The 20849-nt window shown below is 69.4% G+C and carries 21 protein-coding genes; 14 read left to right on the top strand and 7 right to left on the bottom strand.

Annotation, left to right across the window (positions count from 1 at the left end; genetic code table 11):
• The first annotated feature begins 289 nt into the window (after positions 1-289).
• A complete protein-coding gene (locus tag VF542_RS21070; RefSeq protein WP_408653662.1) occupies positions 290-2800 on the top strand; it encodes an ATP-dependent Clp protease ATP-binding subunit in 2511 nt (836 codons plus the stop codon).
• 84 nt (positions 2801-2884) lie between these two features.
• On the opposite strand, the gene VF542_RS21075 is transcribed toward VF542_RS21070, so the two are convergent.
• Entirely contained in the window at positions 2885-3763 is an 879-nt protein-coding gene (locus tag VF542_RS21075) for an A/G-specific adenine glycosylase (RefSeq protein ID WP_408653663.1), read from the bottom strand.
• A 103-nt stretch (positions 3764-3866) separates the two neighbouring features.
• Here VF542_RS21075 and VF542_RS21080 point away from each other — a divergent pair, with 103 nt between their 5' ends.
• Both VF542_RS21080 and VF542_RS21085 read left to right on the top strand, forming a co-directional pair.
• The gene (locus tag VF542_RS21080; protein WP_408653664.1) at positions 3867-5321 is read left to right on the top strand and encodes a purine-cytosine permease family protein; all 1455 of its coding nucleotides are present in this window, start codon (positions 3867-3869) and stop codon (positions 5319-5321) included.
• 42 nt (positions 5322-5363) lie between these two features.
• Positions 5364-5942, top strand: a complete 579-nt coding sequence (locus tag VF542_RS21085; RefSeq protein ID WP_408653665.1) for an NADPH-dependent F420 reductase — start codon at positions 5364-5366, stop codon at positions 5940-5942.
• A 56-nt stretch (positions 5943-5998) separates the two neighbouring features.
• Here VF542_RS21085 and disA read toward each other — a convergent pair whose 3' ends face one another.
• The 3 genes from disA to VF542_RS21100 all read right to left on the bottom strand — a co-directional run bounded on the left by disA (position 5999) and on the right by VF542_RS21100 (position 8761).
• Positions 5999-7078 carry a DNA integrity scanning diadenylate cyclase DisA gene (gene disA / locus VF542_RS21090; protein WP_408653666.1) on the bottom strand — a complete coding sequence of 360 codons (1080 nt, stop codon included), beginning with the start codon at positions 7076-7078 and terminating at the stop codon, positions 5999-6001.
• Between the two features lie 92 nt (positions 7079-7170).
• Positions 7171-8574, bottom strand: a complete 1404-nt coding sequence (gene radA, locus VF542_RS21095) for a DNA repair protein RadA (protein ID WP_408653667.1) — start codon at positions 8572-8574, stop codon at positions 7171-7173.
• Between the two features lie 64 nt (positions 8575-8638).
• Positions 8639-8761 (bottom strand): hypothetical protein, encoded by a 123-nt coding sequence (locus VF542_RS21100; RefSeq protein ID WP_408653668.1) that lies wholly within the window; start codon positions 8759-8761, stop codon positions 8639-8641.
• A gap of 22 nt (positions 8762-8783) precedes the next feature.
• On the opposite strand from VF542_RS21100, the gene VF542_RS21105 reads away from it, so the two are divergent.
• The 4 genes from VF542_RS21105 to ispF all read left to right on the top strand — a co-directional run bounded on the left by VF542_RS21105 (position 8784) and on the right by ispF (position 11454).
• Positions 8784-9221, top strand: a complete 438-nt coding sequence (locus tag VF542_RS21105) for a hypothetical protein (protein WP_408653669.1) — start codon at positions 8784-8786, stop codon at positions 9219-9221.
• A 446-nt stretch (positions 9222-9667) separates the two neighbouring features.
• Positions 9668-10159 (top strand): CarD family transcriptional regulator, encoded by a 492-nt coding sequence (locus tag VF542_RS21110; protein ID WP_408653670.1) that lies wholly within the window; start codon positions 9668-9670, stop codon positions 10157-10159.
• Between the two features lie 66 nt (positions 10160-10225).
• The gene (gene ispD, locus VF542_RS21115; RefSeq protein ID WP_408653671.1) at positions 10226-10987 is read left to right on the top strand and encodes a 2-C-methyl-D-erythritol 4-phosphate cytidylyltransferase; all 762 of its coding nucleotides are present in this window, start codon (positions 10226-10228) and stop codon (positions 10985-10987) included.
• Positions 10984-11454, top strand: a complete 471-nt coding sequence (gene ispF, locus VF542_RS21120; RefSeq protein ID WP_408653672.1) for a 2-C-methyl-D-erythritol 2,4-cyclodiphosphate synthase — start codon at positions 10984-10986, stop codon at positions 11452-11454. The genes ispD and ispF overlap by 4 nt, the downstream gene beginning before the upstream one ends.
• 95 nt (positions 11455-11549) lie before the next feature.
• Here the strand turns inward: ispF and VF542_RS21125 are convergent, their stop codons facing one another.
• Positions 11550-12656 (bottom strand): trans-sulfuration enzyme family protein, encoded by a 1107-nt coding sequence (locus VF542_RS21125; protein WP_408653673.1) that lies wholly within the window; start codon positions 12654-12656, stop codon positions 11550-11552.
• A gap of 94 nt (positions 12657-12750) precedes the next feature.
• On the opposite strand from VF542_RS21125, the gene VF542_RS21130 reads away from it, so the two are divergent.
• On the top strand, positions 12751-13140 hold the full coding sequence (locus tag VF542_RS21130; RefSeq protein WP_408653674.1) for a PPOX class F420-dependent oxidoreductase: 390 nt from the start codon (positions 12751-12753) through the stop codon (positions 13138-13140).
• An 83-nt stretch (positions 13141-13223) separates the two neighbouring features.
• On the top strand, positions 13224-14189 hold the full coding sequence (gene rlmB, locus VF542_RS21135; RefSeq protein WP_408653675.1) for a 23S rRNA (guanosine(2251)-2'-O)-methyltransferase RlmB: 966 nt from the start codon (positions 13224-13226) through the stop codon (positions 14187-14189).
• 57 nt (positions 14190-14246) lie between these two features.
• Here the strand turns inward: rlmB and VF542_RS21140 are convergent, their stop codons facing one another.
• Complete coding sequence (locus VF542_RS21140; RefSeq protein WP_408653676.1) at positions 14247-15302, bottom strand: DUF6923 family protein; 1056 nt, start codon at positions 15300-15302, stop codon at positions 14247-14249.
• Positions 15303-15397: 95 nt separating this feature from the next.
• Between VF542_RS21140 and VF542_RS21145 the strand changes: the two genes are divergently transcribed.
• From VF542_RS21145 to VF542_RS21160, 4 genes are all read left to right on the top strand, one after another.
• Positions 15398-15880, top strand: coding sequence for a MarR family winged helix-turn-helix transcriptional regulator (locus VF542_RS21145; RefSeq protein WP_408653677.1), 483 nt, complete (start codon positions 15398-15400; stop codon positions 15878-15880).
• Positions 15881-16074: 194 nt separating this feature from the next.
• Entirely contained in the window at positions 16075-16308 is a 234-nt protein-coding gene (locus VF542_RS21150) for a hypothetical protein (RefSeq protein ID WP_408653678.1), read from the top strand.
• 260 nt (positions 16309-16568) lie between these two features.
• Positions 16569-17582: a cupin domain-containing protein gene (locus VF542_RS21155; protein ID WP_408653679.1), complete on the top strand. Its 1014-nt coding sequence runs from the start codon at positions 16569-16571 to the stop codon at positions 17580-17582.
• Positions 17575-18567, top strand: coding sequence for a sucrase ferredoxin (locus tag VF542_RS21160; protein ID WP_408653680.1), 993 nt, complete (start codon positions 17575-17577; stop codon positions 18565-18567). Before VF542_RS21155 ends, VF542_RS21160 begins: the two co-directional genes overlap by 8 nt.
• On the opposite strand, the gene VF542_RS21165 is transcribed toward VF542_RS21160, so the two are convergent.
• Positions 18533-19648, bottom strand: a complete 1116-nt coding sequence (locus VF542_RS21165; protein WP_408653681.1) for an ABC transporter ATP-binding protein — start codon at positions 19646-19648, stop codon at positions 18533-18535. The genes VF542_RS21160 and VF542_RS21165 overlap by 35 nt on opposite strands.
• Positions 19649-19975: 327 nt before the next feature.
• On the opposite strand from VF542_RS21165, the gene VF542_RS21170 reads away from it, so the two are divergent.
• Complete coding sequence (locus tag VF542_RS21170) at positions 19976-20734, top strand: lysozyme (RefSeq protein WP_408653682.1); 759 nt, start codon at positions 19976-19978, stop codon at positions 20732-20734.
• The last annotated feature ends 115 nt before the right edge of the window (positions 20735-20849 follow it).

The following is a 20849-nucleotide window of genomic DNA, read 5'->3' on the forward strand; positions in this document are numbered from 1 at the left end:
TGCCCGCAGCAGCCGGCCCATCCCGCGTCCAGCCCGTCCGCTTCCGCCATCATGCCTTTTTTGGCATAAACCTTCGCCCAGCGCTGTTATGACAGCCCCAGGGGTGCGACCCTGACACGGTCCGACCGTTCAAGAGGCGAATTCGTTAAATCGGCGTAGGCTGATTTGGCGTTCGCTGAGAGCAGACGCGGGGATCGAAGAGCGGCCCTGGTCGATTGTGACGACTAGAGTCGAAGGCCTGCACGGCGGTTCAGCAGCGACCCCGCCGAGCGGTAAGGAGAAGAGCGACATGTTTGAACGGTTTACCGACCGAGCCCGCCGGGTGGTCGTCCTGGCCCAGGAAGAGGCCCGGATGCTCAACCACAACTACATCGGCACCGAACACATCCTGCTGGGCCTGATCCACGAGGGTGAGGGCGTCGCGGCGAAGGCCATGGAGTCGCTCGGCATCTCCCTGGAAGCTGTCCGCCAGCAGGTCGAAGAGATCATCGGACAGGGTCAGCAGGCCCCGTCCGGCCACATCCCCTTCACTCCTCGGGCCAAGAAGGTCCTCGAGCTCTCGCTACGCGAGGCGCTGCAGCTCGGCCACAACTACATCGGCACCGAACACATCCTGCTGGGACTGATCCGCGAAGGCGAAGGTGTCGCGGCGCAGGTCCTGGTCAAGCTGGGTGCCGACCTCAACCGGGTCCGCCAGCAGGTCATCCAGCTGCTCAACGGCTACCAGTCCAAGGAGCCGGCCGGCAGCACCGCACAAGAAGGTGCCCCGTCGACCTCCCTGGTCCTCGACCAGTTCGGCCGCAACCTCACCCAGGGCGCCCGCGAGGGCAAGCTCGATCCGGTCATCGGCCGCGAGAAGGAGATCGAGCGGCTGATGCAGGTGCTGTCGCGGCGCACCAAGAACAACCCGGTGCTGATCGGTGAGCCCGGTGTCGGCAAGACCGCGGTGGTCGAGGGCCTGGCTCAGGCCATCGTGCGCGGCGAGGTGCCCGAGACGCTGAAGGACAAGCAGCTCTACACCCTCGACCTCGGCTCCCTGGTGGCGGGCTCGCGGTACCGCGGTGATTTCGAGGAGCGCCTGAAGAAGGTCCTCAAGGAGATCCGCACCCGCGGCGACATCATCATGTTCATCGACGAGATCCACACCCTGGTCGGTGCCGGTGCGGCCGAGGGCGCGATCGACGCGGCCTCGATCCTCAAGCCGATGCTGGCTCGTGGCGAGCTGCAGACCATCGGTGCCACGACGCTCGACGAGTACCGCAAGCACCTGGAGAAGGACGCCGCCCTGGAGCGGCGGTTCCAGCCGGTGCAGGTCGGTGAGCCGTCGGTCGCGCACACCATCGAGATCCTCAAGGGCCTGCGGGACCGCTACGAGGCCCACCACCGGGTCTCGATCACCGACAGCGCGCTGGTGGCCGCGGCAGGCCTGGCCGACCGCTACATCTCCGACCGGTTCCTGCCGGACAAGGCGATCGACCTGATCGACGAGGCAGGCTCCCGGATGCGGATCCGCCGGATGACCGCGCCGCCGGACCTGCGCGAGTTCGACGACCGGATCGCCGACGTCCGTCGCGACAAGGAGTCCGCGATCGACGCGCAGGACTTCGAGAAGGCCGCCTCCTTGCGTGACAAGGAGAAGAACCTGCTCAACGACAAGGCTCAGCGCGAGCGCGAGTGGAAGGCCGGTGACCTCGATGTGGTCGCCGAGGTCGACGACGAGCAGATCGCCGAGGTGCTGGCCAACTGGACCGGCATTCCGGTGTTCAAGCTGACCGAGGAAGAGACGGCCCGGCTGCTGCGGATGGAAGACGAGCTGCACCGGCGGGTCATCGGCCAGCAGGACGCCATCCGGGCGGTGTCGCAGGCGATCCGGCGGACCCGTGCGGGCCTGAAGGACCCGAAGCGCCCCGGTGGCTCGTTCATCTTCGCCGGCCCGTCCGGGGTCGGTAAGACCGAGCTGGCCAAGACGCTCGCCGAGTTCCTGTTCGGTGACGACGACGCCCTGATCCAGCTCGACATGTCGGAGTTCCACGACCGCTACACGGTGTCCCGCCTGGTCGGTGCGCCTCCCGGTTACGTGGGTTACGACGAGGGCGGCCAGCTGACCGAGAAGGTCCGCCGCAAGCCCTTCTCGGTGGTCCTCTTCGACGAGGTCGAGAAGGCTCACCCGGATGTCTTCAACACGCTGCTGCAGGTGCTCGAGGACGGCCGGCTGACCGATGGCCAGGGCCGGATCGTGGACTTCAAGAACACCGTCCTGATCCTGACCACCAACCTCGGCACCAAGGACGCGTCCAAGTCGGTCGGCAGCCTGGGCTTCGCCGGTGCCAATGACAGCGGCTCCAACTACGACCGGATGAAGCAGAAGGTCAACGACGAGCTCAAGCAGCACTTCCGGCCTGAGTTCCTCAACCGGATCGACGACATCGTGGTGTTCCACCAGCTGACCGAGGAGGAGATCGTCGAGATCGTCGACCTCATGGCGGCACGGGTGGACACCCAGCTGCGCAACAAGGACATGGCCCTGGAACTGACCGCCACAGCGAAGGCGCTGCTGGCCAAGCGGGGTTACGACCCGGTCCTGGGTGCCCGTCCGTTGCGTCGCACGATCCAGCGCGAGATCGAGGACAGCCTGTCCGAGAAGATCCTGTTCGGCGAGCTGGGCGCGGGCCAGATCGTGGTGGTCGACACCCAGCTGGACGAGAACGGCAAGGAGCAGTTCACCTTCCGCGGCGAGTCCAAGGCCGAGCTGGTGGTTCCGGACGTGCCGCCCACCGAGACGGTTGGCACCGTCGAGTAAGTCAGCCAGCCGGCTTATCAGCTGGCAGTGAGCAAGGCCCCGGTCCTGGTGGACCGGGGCCTTGTTGTTGTGCGGGGGCCGCCGTCAGGACGGTAGCGCGAACCGGCCGTCGGGCAGCGGATCCACCAGGCCGTCGGCGATGAGGGCATCCAGGGCTCGCCGGCGCTGGCCGTCCTCGGGCCACACCGTGTCCAGCGCGGAGCCCGGCACCGGATCGGGGCAGCCGCGCAGCACGTCCAGCAGCAAGCCGCGGACCTGCCGGTCGGTACCGGCGAAGCGTTGCGGGCGGGCTGCCGGCCCCTGGTAGGGCGGGTAACCGGCCAGCCGCCAGGCACATCGGTGCTGGATCGGGCATGCCGAGCAGGACGGCGAGCCGGCCGTGCACAGCACCGCGCCGAGTTCCATCATCGCCGCGCAGAACAACGCCGCGGTGGCCTCTGCCCGCGGCAGCACGGCCTCCATGGCTGCCAGGTCGCGGCCGGTCGACGGCGCCGCCGGCAGACCCTGGCCGCCGACCGCCCTGGCCAGCACCCGGCGCACGTTGGTGTCGACCACGGCGGCCCGGCTGCCGAACGCGAAGGCCTGCACGGCCCGGGCGGTGTACTCACCCACTCCGGGCAGCGCCAGCAGGTCGGCAAGGCCTGCGGGCACCTGGCCGCCGTGTCGCTCCACGATCGCCGACGCGCAGGCGTGCAGCCGCAGCGCCCGGCGCGGGTAGCCGAGCTTGCCCCACATCCGTACCGCCTCGCCGGGGGATGCGGCAGCCAGCTCGGCCGGGCCCGGCCAGCGCTCCAGCCAGGCGCGGTAGGCCGGGAGCACCCGGGCGACGGGCGTCTGCTGCAGCATCACCTCGCTGACCAGCACCGACCAGGCCGAGGTGCCCGGACGCCGCCACGGCAGATCGCGTGCATGGTTGGCGAACCACTCGGTGAGAGGAGCGACGATCGCGGGGGTGGCTGGCATCCCGGCAATCCTGACACGCCCGGCTGGCGCGCCGACGAACTGGTCGTTGATTCTGGCGCCGTAGAGGACCAAGGTAACCACCATGGTGACTACCGGCAAAACGGTGACTACGCAGGGCGAGGACTACCGGCCGCTGCGTGTTGAGACGAACGGCATCAACGTGATCTCCGATGCCGAGCGCAAGGGCGTGCCGCGGCAACTGTTCTGGCCGTGGTTCGGCGCGAACGTGTCGGTCTTCGGGCTGAGTTACGGCTCGTTCGCGCTCAGCTTCGGTGTCTCGTTCTGGCAGGCGCTGATCGCCGGACTGCTGGGGATCGGGTTGTCCTTCCTGCTGTGCGGCTTCATCGCGCTGGCAGGCAAGCGCGGCTCGGCGCCCACCATGGTGCTGAGCCGGGCGCCGTTCGGGGTGCGTGGCAACACCCTGCCGGCGCTGCTGTCCTGGCTGCTCACCGTGGGTTGGGAGACGGTCCTGACCATCCTGGCCACACTGGCCACCGCGACGGTGTTCGACCGGCTCGGCTGGAGCGCCGGCACCCCGACGAAGGTGGTCGCGCTGATCGTGGTGGCGGCGCTGATCATCGCCGGTGGCGTGATGGGCTTCGACCTGATCATGCGCATGCAGGCGGTGATCACCGTGGTCACCGGGGTGCTCACCGTGGTCTACATCGTGCTGGTGCTCGGCAAGATCCACTGGAGCACCGTGTCCGCGGCACCGACCGGCTCGACCCAGCAGGTGATCGGCTGCTTCGTGCTGTTCCTGACCGGCTTCGGGCTCGGCTGGGTGAACGCGGCCGCGGACTACTCCCGCTACCTGCCGCGGCGCTCGGCCAGCCGCGGTGTCATCGGCTGGACCGCGTTCGGCGGCGCGATCGCGCCGGCGGTGCTGCTGCTGTTCGGCCTGCTGCTGGCGGGCTCGTCGGAGAAGTTGAACTCGGCGATCAGCGCCGACCCGATCGGAGCGCTGGCCGGCGAGCTGGACACCTGGGCGCTGGTGCCGTTCCTGATCGTGGTGGTGCTCGGCCTGATCGGCGGCGCGGTGCTGGACATCTACTCCTCCGGACTGGCCCTGCTGACCGCCGGCCTGCGAGTGCCGAGGCCGGCAGCGGCGCTGATCGACGGCGTGATCATGGTCGTCGGCGCCATCTACGTCGTCTTCTTCGCCGACAACTTCTTCCTGCAGTTCCAGGGTTTCCTGATCACGCTCGGGGTGCCGATCGCCGCCTGGTGCGGGGTGATGCTGGCCGACATCATGCTGCGCCGGCGCGACTATGCCGAGCCGGACCTCTTCGATCCACGCGGCCGGTACGGCAGCGTGCGTCCGGTGCCGGTGCTGAGCGTCCTGCTCGGCACGGCGCTCGGCTGGGGCCTGGTCACCAACGGTTTCGCCAGCTGGCTGGACTGGCAGGGTTACCTGCTCGGCCCGTTCGGGCTGGGCGGCAAGACGGGCAACTGGGCCTACGCCAACCTCGGCGTGCTGGCGGCCCTGGTACTCGGCTTCGTGGTGACCGCAGTGGCCGACCGCGGGGCGATCAGGCGCCAGGAGTCGATGCCAGGCTGAGTGGTTGAGTGGGTTGTGCTGCCTCTGCGGAAGGAGATGCAAATGCGCATCGGGGTGATCGGCACCGGAAACATCGGCGGCACGCTGGGCAGGGCGCTGGCCCGGGCGGGACATGAGGTGAAGCTCGGCTCGCGCCATCCAGGGGAGACCTCCGACGGGCCGGAGGTCAGCGACCTGAGCGGTGCGCTGGCCGACGCCGATGCCGTGCTGCTTGCGCTGCCCGCCGGCGGGCTGGAGGACTTCCTGGCCGAGCACTCCGAGGAGCTGGGCGGCAAGCTCGTCATCGATGCCACCAACCGGATCGGTGCGCCGGTGGCCAATGCCGCGGCGCAACTGGCTACGGCAGCACCCACCGCGCGTTACGCCCGGGCTTTCAACACCCTCGGCTGGGAGAACTTCGCCGAGCCGGTCTTCGACGGCGTGCCGGCCGACCTGTTCTTCTCCTGCCGCCAAGCCGACCGGGCGGTGGTCGAGGAGCTCATCATCGGGGTCGGCCTGCAGCCGGCCTATCTCGGCGAGGACAAGCAGGACCTGGTGGACAGCCTGCTACCGCTGTGGTTCGCGCTGGTGCAGGCCAACGGCGGCAACCGGCACGTGGCGCTGCGGGTGCTCCGGAAGTAACCGCGATGACCCGCGACGTCGAGCGCTGACCAGGGAAAGCCACCGCTTCAGTGGGGTCAGGTGTAGCGCTCGAGGATCGAGGCGTCGGCCAGCCTCGACAACGCCTCGCGAATGGAACGCGCCCGGGCGTCCCCGACGCCTTCGACGTCCTGCAACTCATCCACGGTCGCGGCCAGAACCTTCTGCAAGCCGCCGAAGTGCTCCACGATGCGGGTGAGCACGAGATTCGGCAGTCTCGGGACCCTGGACAGCAGCCGGTAACCGCGCGGGCTCACCGCCGCGTCGAGCGTCTCCGGGCTGGCCGGGTAGCCCAGCGCCTTGGCGACGTTGGTCAGGTCGAGCAACTCCGCCGCCGTCAACTGCGCCAGGTCGTCCAAGGCCTGTTCGACGGTTCGGTTCTTGCGTCCGGACGGCAGGTAGTCCCGGGCGATCAGTTCCCGGTCGCTGTGCACGCCGGCCATCAACTCTTCCAGTTGGAGTGACAGCAGCCGGCCGTCAGTGCCGAGTTCGGCCCCGTAGCCGGAGATCTCGTCGGCGATCCTGCTGACCATCTCCAGCCGCTGGGACACCGAGGTGGCGTCGCGGACGGTGACCAGGTCTTCGATCTCCAGTGCGGCCAGGGTCTGGGACACCTCGTCGAGCCGGGCCTTGTACCGCTCCAGCGTCTGGACCGCCTGGTTGGCTCGCGACAGCAACGAGGTGGAGTTCTCCAGCACGTGCCGCCGAGCACCGAGGTACAGGCTGATGATCTTCATCGATTGCGATACCGAGATCACCGGGAAACCGGTCTGCTGAGCGACCCGCTGGGCGGTCCGGTGCCGGGTGCCGGACTCCTCGGTGGGAATGGCCGGATCAGGCATCAGGTGGGTGGCCGCCCGGAGGATCCGGGTGCCGTCGGTGCTCAGCACGACGGCACCGTCCATCTTCGCCAGTTCGCGCAGCCGGGTGGCCGCGAACTCGATGTCGAGCGGGAAGCCGCCGGTGCACAGCGACTCGACGACCTTGTCATGGCCCAGCACGATCAGCGCGCCGGTGTTGCCGCGAAGGATCCGTTCGAGCCCGTCGCGGATGGCGGTGCCCGGTGCGAGCGAGGCGAGCACCGATCGCAGTAACTCGTCGCGATCACTGATGGCCACGTACGCACTCCCGCTGTTTCACATGATCTTGAACTTAGAGACAGTCTAGGAGGTTCCCGACCTGCGGCAGCCGCCAGTAGCAAGGCTGCCCGTTACAACTGGGCCACGAAGTCCCAGGCCTTGGCAACGGTGGGGACCTCGATGACCTTCAGACCGGCCAGCTGTGACCAGTCCGAGCCGTGCGGCACCAGTGCCCGGCGGAAGCCCAGCCGGCTTGCCTCACTCAGCCGGCGCTGCACGCTGCTGACCCGGCGGATGTCGCCGGACAGCGATACCTCGCCGATCGCGCACAGCGTGCTGGGCAGTGCGATGTCGCTGGCGGCAGAGGCGATGGCGAGCAGGATCGCGAGGTCCACCGACGGCTCGGTGATCTTGATACCGCCGACGCTGGCCGCATAGACGTCGCGCTCGCTCAGTTGCACGCCCGCGTGCCGGCCGAGCACCGCCAGCAGCATGTTCACCCGGGAGGCGTCGAGGTCGGTCACCGAGCGCCGCGCCGACCCACCGTTGCCGTAGGCCGCGGCCACCAGCGACTGCACCTCTGACAGCAGGGGCCGGCGGCCGGTCACCGTGACCGTCACGCAGGTGCCGGGCACCGCGATGTCCCGGGTGCTGACGAACAATCCGGACGGGTCGGTCAGCTCGTCGATTCCCTCCTCGTGCATCTCGAAACAGCCGACCTCGTCGGTGGCGCCGTAGCGGTTCTTGATCGCGCGCAGCATGCGCAGCGAGCTGTGCCGGTCGCCTTCGAAATACAGCACCACATCGACCAGGTGCTCCAAGGCCCGCGGGCCGGCGATCGAGCCGTCCTTGGTGACGTGGCCCACCAGGACGGTGGCGATGCCGCGCTCCTTGGCGACCGAGCTGATCGCGGCGGTGACGGCGCGGATCTGGGGAACCCCGCCCATCACCCCGTCCACGGTGGAGGATGCGATGGTCTGGACGGAGTCCAGGATCAGCAGCCCGGGTTTCACCTCGTCCAGGTGGGTCAGTACCGCGCCCAGGTCGTTCTCGGCGGCCAGGAACAGCTGCGAGTGCATGGTGTGGGTGCGCTCGGCCCTGGCCCGGACCTGGGACGTCGACTCCTCGCCGGTCACGATCAGCGCCGGGGAGCCGGTCACGGCGGCATACTTCTGCCCGACCTCGAGCAGCAGGGTGGACTTGCCGACGCCTGGCTCCCCCGCCAGCAGCAGCACCGCACCGGGGACCAGGCCGCCGCCCAGCACCCGGTCGAGTTCGCCGATGCCGGTCGGCAACGCCCGGGCGACGGCGGAGTCCTGCCGGCTGATCGGCTGGGCGGCGTTGCGCGGGGTGACCGGCGCCGGCAAGGTCAGCGTGGTGGGCCGGGCGCCCTCTTCGGTCATGGTGCCCCAGGCCTGGCACTCCGGACAGCGGCCCACCCAGCGGATCGACACCGTGCCGCACTCGGTGCACGCATAGCTGGTGGCCGCACGCTTGGGTGGCTTGGCGGCGATGGTGCCCGGCGGGTTGCTCACCGGTCGGAGGTTACCGGCGGCCTCCGACAGAAACGCCCCGCCGAGCGGGCGTCCGGCCGGGGAGTTACTCGCCGCCGAGTTCGGTTGCCTCGCTCACGGTCGGCGCGGTCGGCACCTCGCTGCTGAGCTGGACAGACAGGATGACCGTCACGCTGGCGCCGCTGGAGAAGGTCAGAGTCACTGACACCGGTTGCGCCGGGAACAGCTCGGTGGTCAGGCCGGTCAGCGTCACGCTGGGGCCGCCGGTGCCGATCCCGATCTGCACCGACTGGCGGCCGGCGAGCTCGATGGGGTTCTGGGCGCTGGCCGAGCCGCTGGCCGTAGGTGACTCGGTGGCGGACGCCGACCCGCTGGCTGAGGGCGAACCGCTGGCCGAGGGTGACCCGGTGGCGGACGCCGACCCGCTGGCTGAGGCCGACCCGCTGGCGGACGCCGACCCGCTGGCCGAGGGGGAGGCGCTGGCGGTGGAACTGTCGGTGGCCGAACTCGAGGGTTGTCCGGATCCCGATGCTGCCGGCGAGGAACTCGAACCCGCGCTGAACCGGGCGCCGCTGGCCGCTGTGGAGGTCACCGACACCAGCTTGTCCGCGGCCGTGCCCCGGTTGATGATCACCATCCGCAGCGGCGCGTCCGAGCCCTTGGGGTAACTGGTGCCCGATTCCGGAGCGGCGATTCCCGCGGCCCGGATGGCGAGGTTGCCCACCTCGGCCTGGACGCCGTCGATCGAGGGTGTCTGCGCGACGGTCTGACTGTTCTGCCCCGCGGCACACCCGGTCACCAGCAGGACGCCGGCCGCGCCGCACCCGACTGCCGCCCCGAGCCGGCGAAGCAGGCCCGCGCGGCTTGCGGTCTCGTTTCCCACGGCGACTCCCTCGACTGGTGCGGTGCGTACCTTCCCTGCCGGGTCGACTGTTGAGCCGGAGTGGGACATCCTTCCTCAGCCTAGCGATTGGCTGAGGAGGGTTCACGGACAGGTCGCTTCGCGAGTCGGGCGGCCGGGAACCCGCCACCACGCGGCAGCCAACAGCGATGAAGGCCATGGGCGTGTCGTCCCCACGTGTTACCCTGGAGTCCACCGGAAGGGGTTGCCTCTATGACGTTCGAGGTCGGCGAGACCGTAGTTTATCCGCACCATGGCGCTGCAAAAATCGAGGCAATCGAGACTCGGATCATCAAGGGCGTAGAGCGAATGTACCTCGTGCTCAAGGTCCAGCAGGGTGATCTGACGGTTCGGGTGCCCGCTGACAACGCCGAAATCGTGGGTGTACGCGACGTGGTCGGCCAGGAGGGCCTGGATCGGGTTTTCGAGGTGCTGCGCGCTCCGCATACCGAAGAGCCGACGAACTGGTCGCGTCGCTACAAGGCCAACGGCGAGAAGCTGGCCTCCGGTGACGTCAACAAGGTGGCCGAGGTCGTGCGCGACCTGTGGCGCCGCGAGAAGGATCGCGGCCTGTCCGCCGGTGAGAAGCGCATGCTGGCCAAGGCTCGCCAGATCCTGGTGAGCGAGTTGGCGCTGGCTGAGGGCACCAACGAGGACAAGGCTGAACTTGTGCTCGACGAGGTCCTGGCCGAGGCCGTCGCCTGAGCGAGGGCTCTATCCCTCCCGGGTTCGGGTAGCTGGGTGCGCCGCGCTGGTCACCCGGTGGCTGCGGTGATCGTTGCTGCCGGCTCCGGTGAGCGCCTCGGCGCTGGCATGCCGAAGGCTCTGGTGCCCCTGCATGGACGTCCCTTGCTGGACTGGGCCCTGGACGCCTTCACCAGCCACCCCGACATAGATTCGGTGGTCGTCGTGGCACCGGCTGACGCGCTGGCCGCCGTCCGCACCAGTGCCGGTGCCCTGGCTACCGTCGTGGCCGGCGGTGCCAGCCGGCAGCACTCGGTCGATCTGGGCCTGGCGGCAGTGCACGATGACGTCGAACTCGTGCTGGTGCACGATGCCGCGCGGCCCCTGGTCGAGGCCTCGGTGATCTCAGCCGTGGTGGCCCGGCTGCGTCAGGGCGATCAGGCGGTTATCCCGGTGCTGCCGGTGACCGACACGATCAAGCGAGTGGACTCCTCCGGCCGGGTCCTTGGCACCGTCGACCGAGCCGAGTTGCGGGCCGTCCAGACCCCGCAGGGCTTCTCCCGAGCGGCGCTGACAGCCGCTCACCGGGCAGCCGAGCAGCGCTCGCTGACCGGGGTGACCGACGATGCCGGCCTGCTCGAAGCGCTGGGAGTGGCGGTGCGGACGGTCGCCGGTGCCGAGATAAGTTTCAAGATCACCACGCCGTACGACCTGGAGCTGGCCCATCGGATCGCGCCCAAGCCGACCCAGCTGGCGGGGCAAGCCGAGCTGGTGAGGCAAGCCGAGCTGGCGGGGCAAGCCGAGCTGGCTGAGCCGGCGATGCTTTCCGATTCCGGCCGGCCCGCATGACGCTGCCCCGGGTCGGTGTCGGCGTCGACGTGCATCCGATCGAGATCGGTCGGGAGTGCTGGCTGGCGGGGCTGTTCTGGCCGAACGTTGCCGGCTGCGCCGGTCACTCCGATGGTGACGTGGTCTGCCATGCCGCCTGCGATGCCCTGTTGTCGGCGGCCGGGCTCGGCGACCTCGGGGCAGTCTTCGGTACCTCGGACCCCGAGTGGGCAGGAGCCTCGGGCATCGAGTTGCTGAGCGAGGTGGTCCGGCGGCTGGATGCGGCGAGCTGGCGGATCGGCAACGTCGCGGTTCAGTTGATCGGCAACCGGCCCAAGCTGGGGACCCGCCGCCTCGACGCCGAGGCGCTGCTCAGCGACGTCATCGGCGCTCCCGTGACCCTGTCAGCCACCACCACCGACGGTCTCGGGCTCACCGGTCGGGGCGAGGGGCTCGCCGCCGTCGCCACCGCCCTGGTATCCCGCTGACCCGGCTGGCCCAGCCGACCGGGCGGTTAGCCCGACGGCCAGGGCACGACCACCTCCAGCCGACCGGCCGAAGCACCGCAGGGCCACGAAGCACCTCAGGCCAATGCCTGCTCCAAGTCGGCCCACAGATCCTCGACATGCTCCAGTCCCACCGACATCCGGATCAGCTCGGGCGGGGTGTGCTGGCGGGCCTCACCCGGGTAGCTGCCGCGCCGTTCCAGTAGCGACTCCACGCCGCCGAGGCTGGTGGCATGGCTGATCAGCCGTACCCGGTCACAGACCTGCTCGGCACGCTGCTGCGAGTCCAGGTCGAAGGAGATCAGGCCACCGTGGTTGTCCAGCAGCTTGGCGATCCGGTCGGCGTTCGGGTGGTCGGGCAATCCCAGGTAGCGCACCGTGCGAACCGCCGGGTGGCCGCTCAGCCGCCCGGCGAGCTCGGCGGCGTTGGCGCAGACTCGCTCCAGCCGTACCGAGAGCGTCCGCAGGCCCCGGAGGGCGAGGAAGGATTCCAGCGCTCCCGGAAGCGCGCCGGTGAGGTTCCGGCGATCCTTCAGTTGCTCGTCGAGGGCCGGGTCGGCGGTGGCGAGCACGCCCATCACCAGGTCGCTGTGGCCGGCTATCCACTTGGTTGCCGAGTGCATCACCACGTCCACGCCGTGCTCCAGTGGCCGGATGCCGAGCGGGCTCGCCAGGGTGGCATCGACGACGCTGAGCACACCGTGCTGCCGGGCGGCCTCGGCCAGCGCCGGCAGGTCCGGTACCTCGAGCATCGGATTGGTCGGCAGTTCCAGCCAGAGCATGGTGGCCTCCGGCAGCGCATCCACCGCCGCGGCGGTGTCGATGACATTCACCGGGCGCAGCGTCAGCCGGCCGAGTTCCACCTGCCTGTCGAGCAGGGTCCGGTTGAAGTTGTAGAAGCTGGTGGGCAGCACCACCACCGAGCCGACCGGCAGCCCCTCGATCAGCGCGGTGCAGGCAGCCATCCCCGAGGAGAACGCCGTCACCCGGCCGCCCTCCACCGCGCCGAGGGCGGCCTCGAACGCTTCCACGGTGTCGTTGCCGTCCCGGCCGTACACCCGCGGGCCGCCGGCATGAAAGGTCGAAGACAGGCTGATCGGCTGGTTGACCGGTCCGGCCGGGATACGAGCCGGACGGCCGGCGGATATCAGCAGTGATTCGGGGCGAAGCGGCTCCGCGTGCATGCAACAAACCTAGCTCGTGCTCGACGGCGCCGTGCTCGACGGCGCCGTGCTCGACGGCGACCCGTGCTCGACGGCACCCCATAGACTCCCAGGCATGACTGCATTACCGGACAAGGCCAAGAGGCTGCTCGATGCCGCCAACTTCGCGGTGGCGGCGACCAACAACACCGACGGCTCGCCGCAGACGTCGGTGGTGTGGGCCACCTACGAGGGCGATGAGCTGTTGCTGTCAACGATCCAGGGCCGCAAGAAGGAGACCAACTGGCTCAAGGATCCGCGGGTCAGCGTGCTGATCCTCGACCGGGAGAACCCCTACAGCTATGTCGAGGTCCGCGGCACCGTCAGCATGAGCACCGAGGGCGGCCCCGAGCTGATCGAGCGGTTGTCGCAGACCTACACCGGGGAGCACTACACCGGTGACGAGGGCACTGATCACGTACGGGTGGTCGTGCGGGTCCGGCCCAGCCACGTGGTCGACTACTGAGCCAACACCATCCGGACCAGGCTGGTGATCGCGGGTGCTCAGGTGTCCGTAGGATTGCCCGGTGACGCTCAGGCTGCATGACGATGGCAGGTAACTCCGCCCGCAAGGGGGCCGTGCGCAAGAGCAAGAAGGGGGCGGTCGTCGGTTCCGGTGGCAACCGGGCTCGCGGCCTGTCCGGCAAGGGCCCGACGCCGAAGGCCACCGAGCGCAAAGGTCATCCGGCGGCGCGCCGGGCCGCGGCCGCTGAACGCCGCTCCGAGGGAACGCCGCGCCGGCGCGGTACGGCCGGCAAGAACTCCGACGCCCCCGAGCTGCTGGTGGGACGCAACCCGGTCGCCGAGGCGCTGCGGGCGGCTATACCGGCCAATGCGCTGTACGTCGCGATCGGGCTCGACGCCGACGAGCGGGTGACCGAGGCGATCCACCTGGCCGCTGACCGTGGCCTGCCCATCCTCGAGGTCAGCAAGTCCGAGATCGACCGGCGGACCGGCGGCATCCTGCACCAGGGCATCGCCCTGCAGGTGCCGGCATTCGCCTACGACGAGCTGCCTGACCTGCTGGAGCTGGTTGCCTCGGCGACGACCACGCCGCTACTGGTGGCCCTGGACGGTGTCACCGATCCCCGCAACCTCGGCGCGATCATCCGGTCCGCGGTCGCCTTCGGCGCGCAGGGGGTGATCGTGCCGACCAGGCGCTCGGCCGGGGTCACCGCGACCGCTTGGCGGACGTCGGCCGGCACCGCGGCGCGCATCCCGGTGGCCCAGGTGACCAACCTGGTACGGGCGTTGCGGGACTGCCAGAAGGCGGGCCTGCAGGTTGTCGGCCTGGACGCCGACGGCGACACCACCCTGGATGAGCTGCCGTTCGCGACCGAACCGCTGGTCATCGTGGTGGGCTCGGAGGGCCGGGGGCTGTCCCGGCTGGTGGGCGAGACCTGCGACGTGACGGTGTCGATCCCGATGACCGGGCAGGCCGAATCGCTCAACGCCTCGGTGGCTGCCGCGGTCACCATGGCCGAGGTCGCGCGGCAGCGCCGGCTGGCCCGCTGAGCCTGGCGACAACCGCGTATCGGTGCGCGAAGCCGAACAAGGCATGCCGCGATCCGATCAGGGCAGCAGCGCGGGATCCATCACGATTGTGTCGGTGCCGGCGTAATCGGCGATCCAGAGCCGGTGGTCGTACCCGCTGACCACGAATGGATTGTCGGCACCGGTCGGGAACGGCCCGGTCACCGCGTCAGTTCGCTGATCCAACCGGTACAGGCCGCCACTCTTGTCCGGGAACCACACCGCACCGTCGAGCACGTCACCGTCATTCGGCGTCGGCCCCACGTCGATCCGGCGAACGATCCGGCCGCTGCGCGCGTCCAGGCGGGCTATCTGGCCGGCGCCCTGGTCCCCGATCCAGACGGTGTTCTGGTCGGAGGCGGTCCAGCGCGGCGAGCCGCCGAACGCGATGGTGCTCACCCGCGCCGTCACCACATCGATCCGGGTCAGCTCGCTGCTGCCGGCGTCGCAGACCCAGATCGCGCCGCCGGCCGCCGCGATGCCGACCGGTGCCGCGCCGACCTCGATGGTGCGGGTCTTGTTGGTGTTGGCGTCGATCCGGGTGACCGTGCCGTCCCCATTGTTGGTCACCCAAGCCGCTCCGGCGGCGAAGCTGACGTCATACGGCGAACTGCCGACCGGGATGGTGCTGGTCCGGTTGGTGGCCACGTCGATCCGGGTCACCGCCGAGGCGGTGTAGTCCTCCACCCAGATCGAGCCGGCGCCGTAGGCCATCCCACACGGACCAGCCGCAGTGGTGATGGTCGCCAGCAGCCGACCGGTCCCCGGATCGAGCCGCTTGACGTTGGAGTCGTTGATGTCGGCGACCCAGATCGAGCCGGCGGCGCCCAGTGTCGCGCACGGCTTGCTGCCGGTCGAGATCCGCTTGACCACGTAGCGCGGGCGGGCTGATCCGGACACGCTCGGGAGCTGCGGGCTGGTGCGGCTGACCGAGGCGGCGCTGGTAGGGCTGCCGGACGCCGAACCACCGCTCGCGGAGTCGACCGTCCCGGTCGTGACGGCACCGGCCGAGTGGTCGCTGTCGGAACCGCAGCCGGCAACGAGCAGCGCCGCGGTGATGGCAGGTAGTGAACCGCGAAGCCCCGTATACCTCATGCAGTCACACCGTAGAGATCGGGCGTCGCAAAAAGTAGTACGAGATCGTAGTAGTTATCATAACGCAACGGTGGGCTGCCGGTTAGAGTCGCGTCATGGCAGGACTTGAGCTCCGCGGGCCGTTCCTGCTGGTCTTCGCGCTGGGCCAACAGCTTGGCAACCTGCTGCAACAGGCAATGACGAATGCCCCATTGACACCTGGCGAATTCGCCGTCTACAGCGCGTTGCGGCTGATGCAGCCGACGACGCCCACCCAGCTGGCCGGCGCACTCGGCATGAAGGCCACCACGCTTTCCAGCGTGCTCGTCCGCATGTCCAAGAACGGCCACCTGAAGCGGCGTCGCAACCCGGCCGATGGACGTTCGGTGATCCTGACGCTGAGCCCGAGTGGCGTCCGGGTCACCGAAGCCTGCTTCGCCGGGTTCGGTGTTGCCATCGAGGCCTTCCGGCGGCAGCTGACCATCGACGAGTCGGCGCTGCTCGGCGACCTGGAGGCGATGAGTGCCGCACTTACCCGGGCCGGCGCGGAGCTGGCCGACCGGGATCAGCCTGGCCGCGACGTTTCAGCTGGCGGGTAGCGATGCAGGACACCGCAGTCCGGGTACCTGCACAGGTTCCGCTCGTTCACCCGTTCCCGGTCTGCTCCAGCGAGCGGGCGGCGCACTGTCGCCGGACTCGGTTCGTCGCTAGCGTAGGGGCCGGGCCGAGCAACGTGCCCGATCCGGCGGCCGGGCTGTCCGGCCCTGCTTACCCCCTGATGAGGAGTAGCACTATGACCGAAACCGAAGGAACCGCCGACGATGGCGTGGAGGGCTTGGCCGACGGTGGCGCGCAGGGTGGCGTAGCCGGCCAGCACGACGGCGGTGCCGATGGCGGCGCGGACGGCGGTGCGGGTGACGGCGGTGCCGATGGCGGTGCCGATGGCGGTGCGGGTGACGGCGGTGCCGATGGTGGCGCCGACGGTGGTGCCGGGCAGCACGACGGCGGCGCGGACGGCAGCGCCTGATTACTGAGCAGCCAGAAGGCGGCGCCGACCCGGTCGGCGCCGCCTTCTCCCATGCCGTCCCGCCGAGTGCCCTGGCGCGCTGCATCACCATCCCGGCGCAGCGGTTCGCCGCTGAGTACTGGTCCAGGCAACCGCTGCTCACTCCAGCTGCCGAGAGCGGCGCTGACTACACCGATCTGCTCGACACCGCGGCGATCGACGAGCTGCTGTCCCGGCGCGGGCTGCGCACCCCGTTCATCCGGATGGCCAAGCAGGGCAAGGTGATTCCGGCTCGGCAGTTCACCAGGGCGGGCGGCCTCGGCGCCGGCGTGAGCGATCAGGTAGCCGATGACAAGGTGCTCGGGCTGCTCACCGACGGTGCCACCCTGGTGTTGCAGGCGCTGCACCGCACCTGGCCGCCGCTGGTGCACTTCGGCAGCAGGCTGAGCGCCGAGCTGGGGCACCCGGTCCAGATCAACTGCTACCTGACTCCGCCGCAGAACCAGGGTTTCGCCCCGCACTACGACACCCATGACGTGTTCGTGCTGCAGGTTGCCGGGCGCAAGCGGTGGGTGGTGCACAGGCCGGTGCTCACCGACCCGCTGCCCGGTCAGGACTGGGAGCAGCACCGCGCAGCGGTCGCTGCCCGGTCGGCCGAACCGCCGCTGCTCGACCTCACCCTGCAGCCCGGCGATGCGCTGTACCTGCCCCGCGGGTTCGTCCACTCGGCGATGGCGCAGGGTGACACCTCGATCCACCTGACCGTCGGCGTCCATCCGGTAACCCGGCACGACCTGCTCAAGCACCTGCTCGCCGAAGCGGCCGGCGAGCCGAGCCTGCGTGCCTCGCTGCCACTGGGCGGCGACCTGGCCGACGAGGGGCGGCTGGCCGATCAGCTGCGCGAGACCGTGCAGGCCTTCGTCGCCTTCGCCGATGCCGGTCGGTTGTCGCAGGTGGCCGGCCGGCTCGCCGACGAGCTTGCCGAGAGCACCCGACCGGAACCGATCGAGCCGATGGCGCAGCTCGCCGCGCTGGCCGCCTTGACGCCGGCGGACTGCTTCCGGCTGCGGCCAGGCCTGCGCGCCCGGCTTGAGCGCAGGCCCGATGCCGTGCTGGTGAAGGCCGTCGACACCAGCATCAGCCTGCCGCTGTCGGCCGAATCCGCGCTCAGGTACGCGCTCTCCGGTGAGCCGGTGAGTGCGGCTACGCTGCCCGGGCTGGATGCCGAGGACGCTTTGGCACTGGTCCGCAGGCTGCTCACAGCCGCCGTCCTGGTGCCCGAGCCCCGTGCTTGACCGCGCCCACCGGTGCGGCCTGGCGGCAGCCGCCCGCGGCGATGAGATGCTCGGCACCGCCTTTCCCGCCGACCGGATCCTGCTCGTCGAGCAACCGGGTGGGTGGGGGCTGAGCGCCCTGGCCGGTTCCCAGTTCGGCGCGCCGATCGCGCAGCGGCTGATCGACACGCTGGGCCAGCAGGGCGTCCGGGTACTGGCGATCCGCCGGCCCGGCCGCTATCCGGTCCCGGCCGAACACCCTTACCTCAGGTGGGGATTCGCCGACTGCCGGCCCGGCCGGCAGGGCATCGTCTGGGGAACCTACCGGGCGGCCGAGGAACTGCTCGAACTCGACCCGGTGGCCTTGGCCGAGCAGGCGGTAGACACCCTGGACACCCGGCCGGTGTACGCGGTGTGCGCGCACGGCATCCGGGACATGTGCTGCGCCATCGAGGGACGCCCGATTGCCACCGCGCTGGCCCGGGAATGCCCGGGCCGGGCGTGGGAATGCAGCCACGTCGGGGGAGACCGGTTCGCTGCCAACGTCCTGGTGCTTCCCACCGGGCAGCTGTACGGCCGGATCACCGACCCGGTGGAACTGGCGTCGGCGACCGAGGCCGGGCAGGTGCTGCCTGATCGGCTGCGCGGCCAGATCGGGCTGCCACCGGCCGCACAGGCCGCCGTGGTGCATGCCCAGCGGGAACTCCGGCTGGCGGCGGCAGGCGCGGTCCGGGTGCTGCAGGTGCATGGGTCACCGCCTGACGTGCAGCTGGTGCGGCTGGCCGTGCCGGAGGGCTCCTGCACGGTCGCCGTGCAGCGGATGACCGGTCCGCCGGAGATTCTCACCTGCCGGGACACCAAGGCCAAGGTGCCGCTCAGCTACCGCCCGCTGTGGCTGCGGGCCGACTTGAACGGAGAACCAGAAGGGGACGCTGGCGGTGAGCCGGCGTCCCCCTCTGCGGTGCTACCGGCTAGGCGCCGAGACGCTCCCCGGTCTCCGGGTTGAACGCGTGGGTCTCGTCGGTCCGGACTTCCAGGCTGATCTCGTTGCCGATCTTCGGCGGCACCCGGCCGTCGAAGCGGACGGTGAACGGCTTGGCGCCGCCGTCGTCACCCACGTCGTGGGTCTTGGTGCCGGGCAGCTCGCCGTAGACGAAGGCGTCGGCGCCGAGCTCCTCGACCAGGGTCGCCTTGAGCCTGAGGCCGTGACCGTTCTCCGAAGCGTGGAAGGACTCCGGCCGGATGCCGAGGATGATCTCCTTCAGTCCGGCCGCCTTGGCCGCGGCCGCCGCGTCCGGCTTGATGTTGATGTCCATGCCGCCGAGCGTGCCGCCGTTACCGGTGAACGGCACCTTGACCAGGTTCATCGCCGGTGAGCCGATGAAGCCGGCCACGAAGGCGTTGCCCGGGTGGTCGTAGAGATTGCGGGGAGTGTCGACCTGCTGCAGGATGCCGTCCTTGAGCAGCGCCACCCGGTCGCCCATCGTCATGGCCTCGACCTGGTCGTGGGTGACGTAGATGGTGGTGGTGCCGAGCCGGGCCTGCAGTGCCGCGATGTTCGCGCGGGTCTCCACCCGCAGCTTGGCGTCGAGGTTGGACAGCGGCTCGTCCATCAGGAACACGCTGGGCTCCCGGACGATGGCACGTCCCATCGCGACCCGCTGGCGCTGACCACCCGACAGTGCCTTGGGCTTGCGGTCCAGGTACTTCTCCAGATCGAGCAGCTTGGCGGCGGCGAGCACCTTCGAGGCCCGCTCCTCCTTGGACACGCCCTTGAGCTTGAGCGCGAATCCCATGTTCTCCGCGACCGACATGTGCGGGTACAGGGCGTAGTTCTGGAACACCATGGCGATGTCGCGGTCCTTCGGCGGCTTCTGCGAGACGTCGACGCCGCCGATCCGGATCTCGCCCTGGTCGACGTCCTCGAGCCCTGCCAGCATCCGCAGCGCGGTGGACTTGCCTGATCCGGACGGGCCGACCAGGACGACGAATTCGCCGTCCGCCACGTCGAGGTTGAGCCGGTTGACTGCGGGCACCGGGTTCCCGGGGTAGATGCGCGAGGCCTCTACGTATTGCACTTCGGCCATGCCAATTCCTTTCGGTGAGTGTGACCGCACCGGGTACGGGCTCTCGCGGGTGCGCGAGCCTCACGGCATTCCGGTCGGCACCGGGGATCCGCCTCCACCGAACGAAAGCGGCGACCCCGACCGGCATCGCGGTCTGGACCTTTTCATTAGGTCAGCTGCCAGACCGCCAGTCAAGCCACCGCCGCCCGCCACGCGGTCAGCTTCGGGCGATCAACTCACTACATCAAGGTGAATCCTTGGTAATAATCTTGATTTGACTGCACCGCGAACTATGTCCATATTGACGTCGGCGACCCCCTCGCCAATCCCCCCTGAGAAGGAGAACGTATGAACCAAGCACAGCCGCGTGCCCGCCGGGTACGCAGCATCCTCGGCGCCGCCATGGCCGCCGTGACGGTCGGCGCCGGCATGGTTGCCGCCCTTACCCTCGGTGCCGGGTCGGCGAACGCGGCAACCTATGTCCGGGGTATGGATGTCTCCGGTCACCAGGGCAATGTCGCCTGGTCGACCGCGTGGAACAACGGAGCCCGCTTTGCCTACGTCAAGGCGACGGAGGGGACGAGCTACACCAATCCCTACTTCGCCCAGCAGTACAACGGCTCCTACAACGTGGGCATGATCCGCGGCGCCTACCACTTCGCCACCCCGAACACCTCCAGCGGAACCACCCAGGCCGACTACTTCATCAACCACGGTGGTGGCTGGTCCGGCGACGGCAAGACCCTCCCGCCGGCGCTCGACATCGAGTACAACCCCTACGGCTCCACCTGCTTCGGGCTGTCCCAGTCCTCGATGGTCAGCTGGATCCGGGCGTTCTCCAACGAGGTGCACTACCGCACCAACAAGTACCCGATGATCTACAGCACGCTCGACTGGTGGACCACCTGCACCGGCAACACCAGCGCCTTCGCGGCCACCAACCCGTTCTGGATCGCCCGCTACAGCTCCACCCCGCCCACCCCGCCGGCCGGCACCGCCACCTGGACCATGTGGCAGTACGCCTCGTCGGGCACCTTCCCCGGTGACCAGGACTACTTCAACGGCGCCTACACCCAGCTGCAGGCGTTGGCCACCAACCACGACTAGACCAGTCGTCTGAACCACCGCAGTTCTGACCACCGCAGTTCTGAACCACCGCAGTTCTGACCACCGCAGTTCTGAACCACCGCAGTTCTGACCACTGTGAGACCGCGGGCGGTCA

It is taken from the genome of Jatrophihabitans sp., assembly GCF_036389215.1.
In the GTDB taxonomy this organism is placed as follows: domain Bacteria; phylum Actinomycetota; class Actinomycetes; order Mycobacteriales; family Jatrophihabitantaceae; genus Jatrophihabitans_A.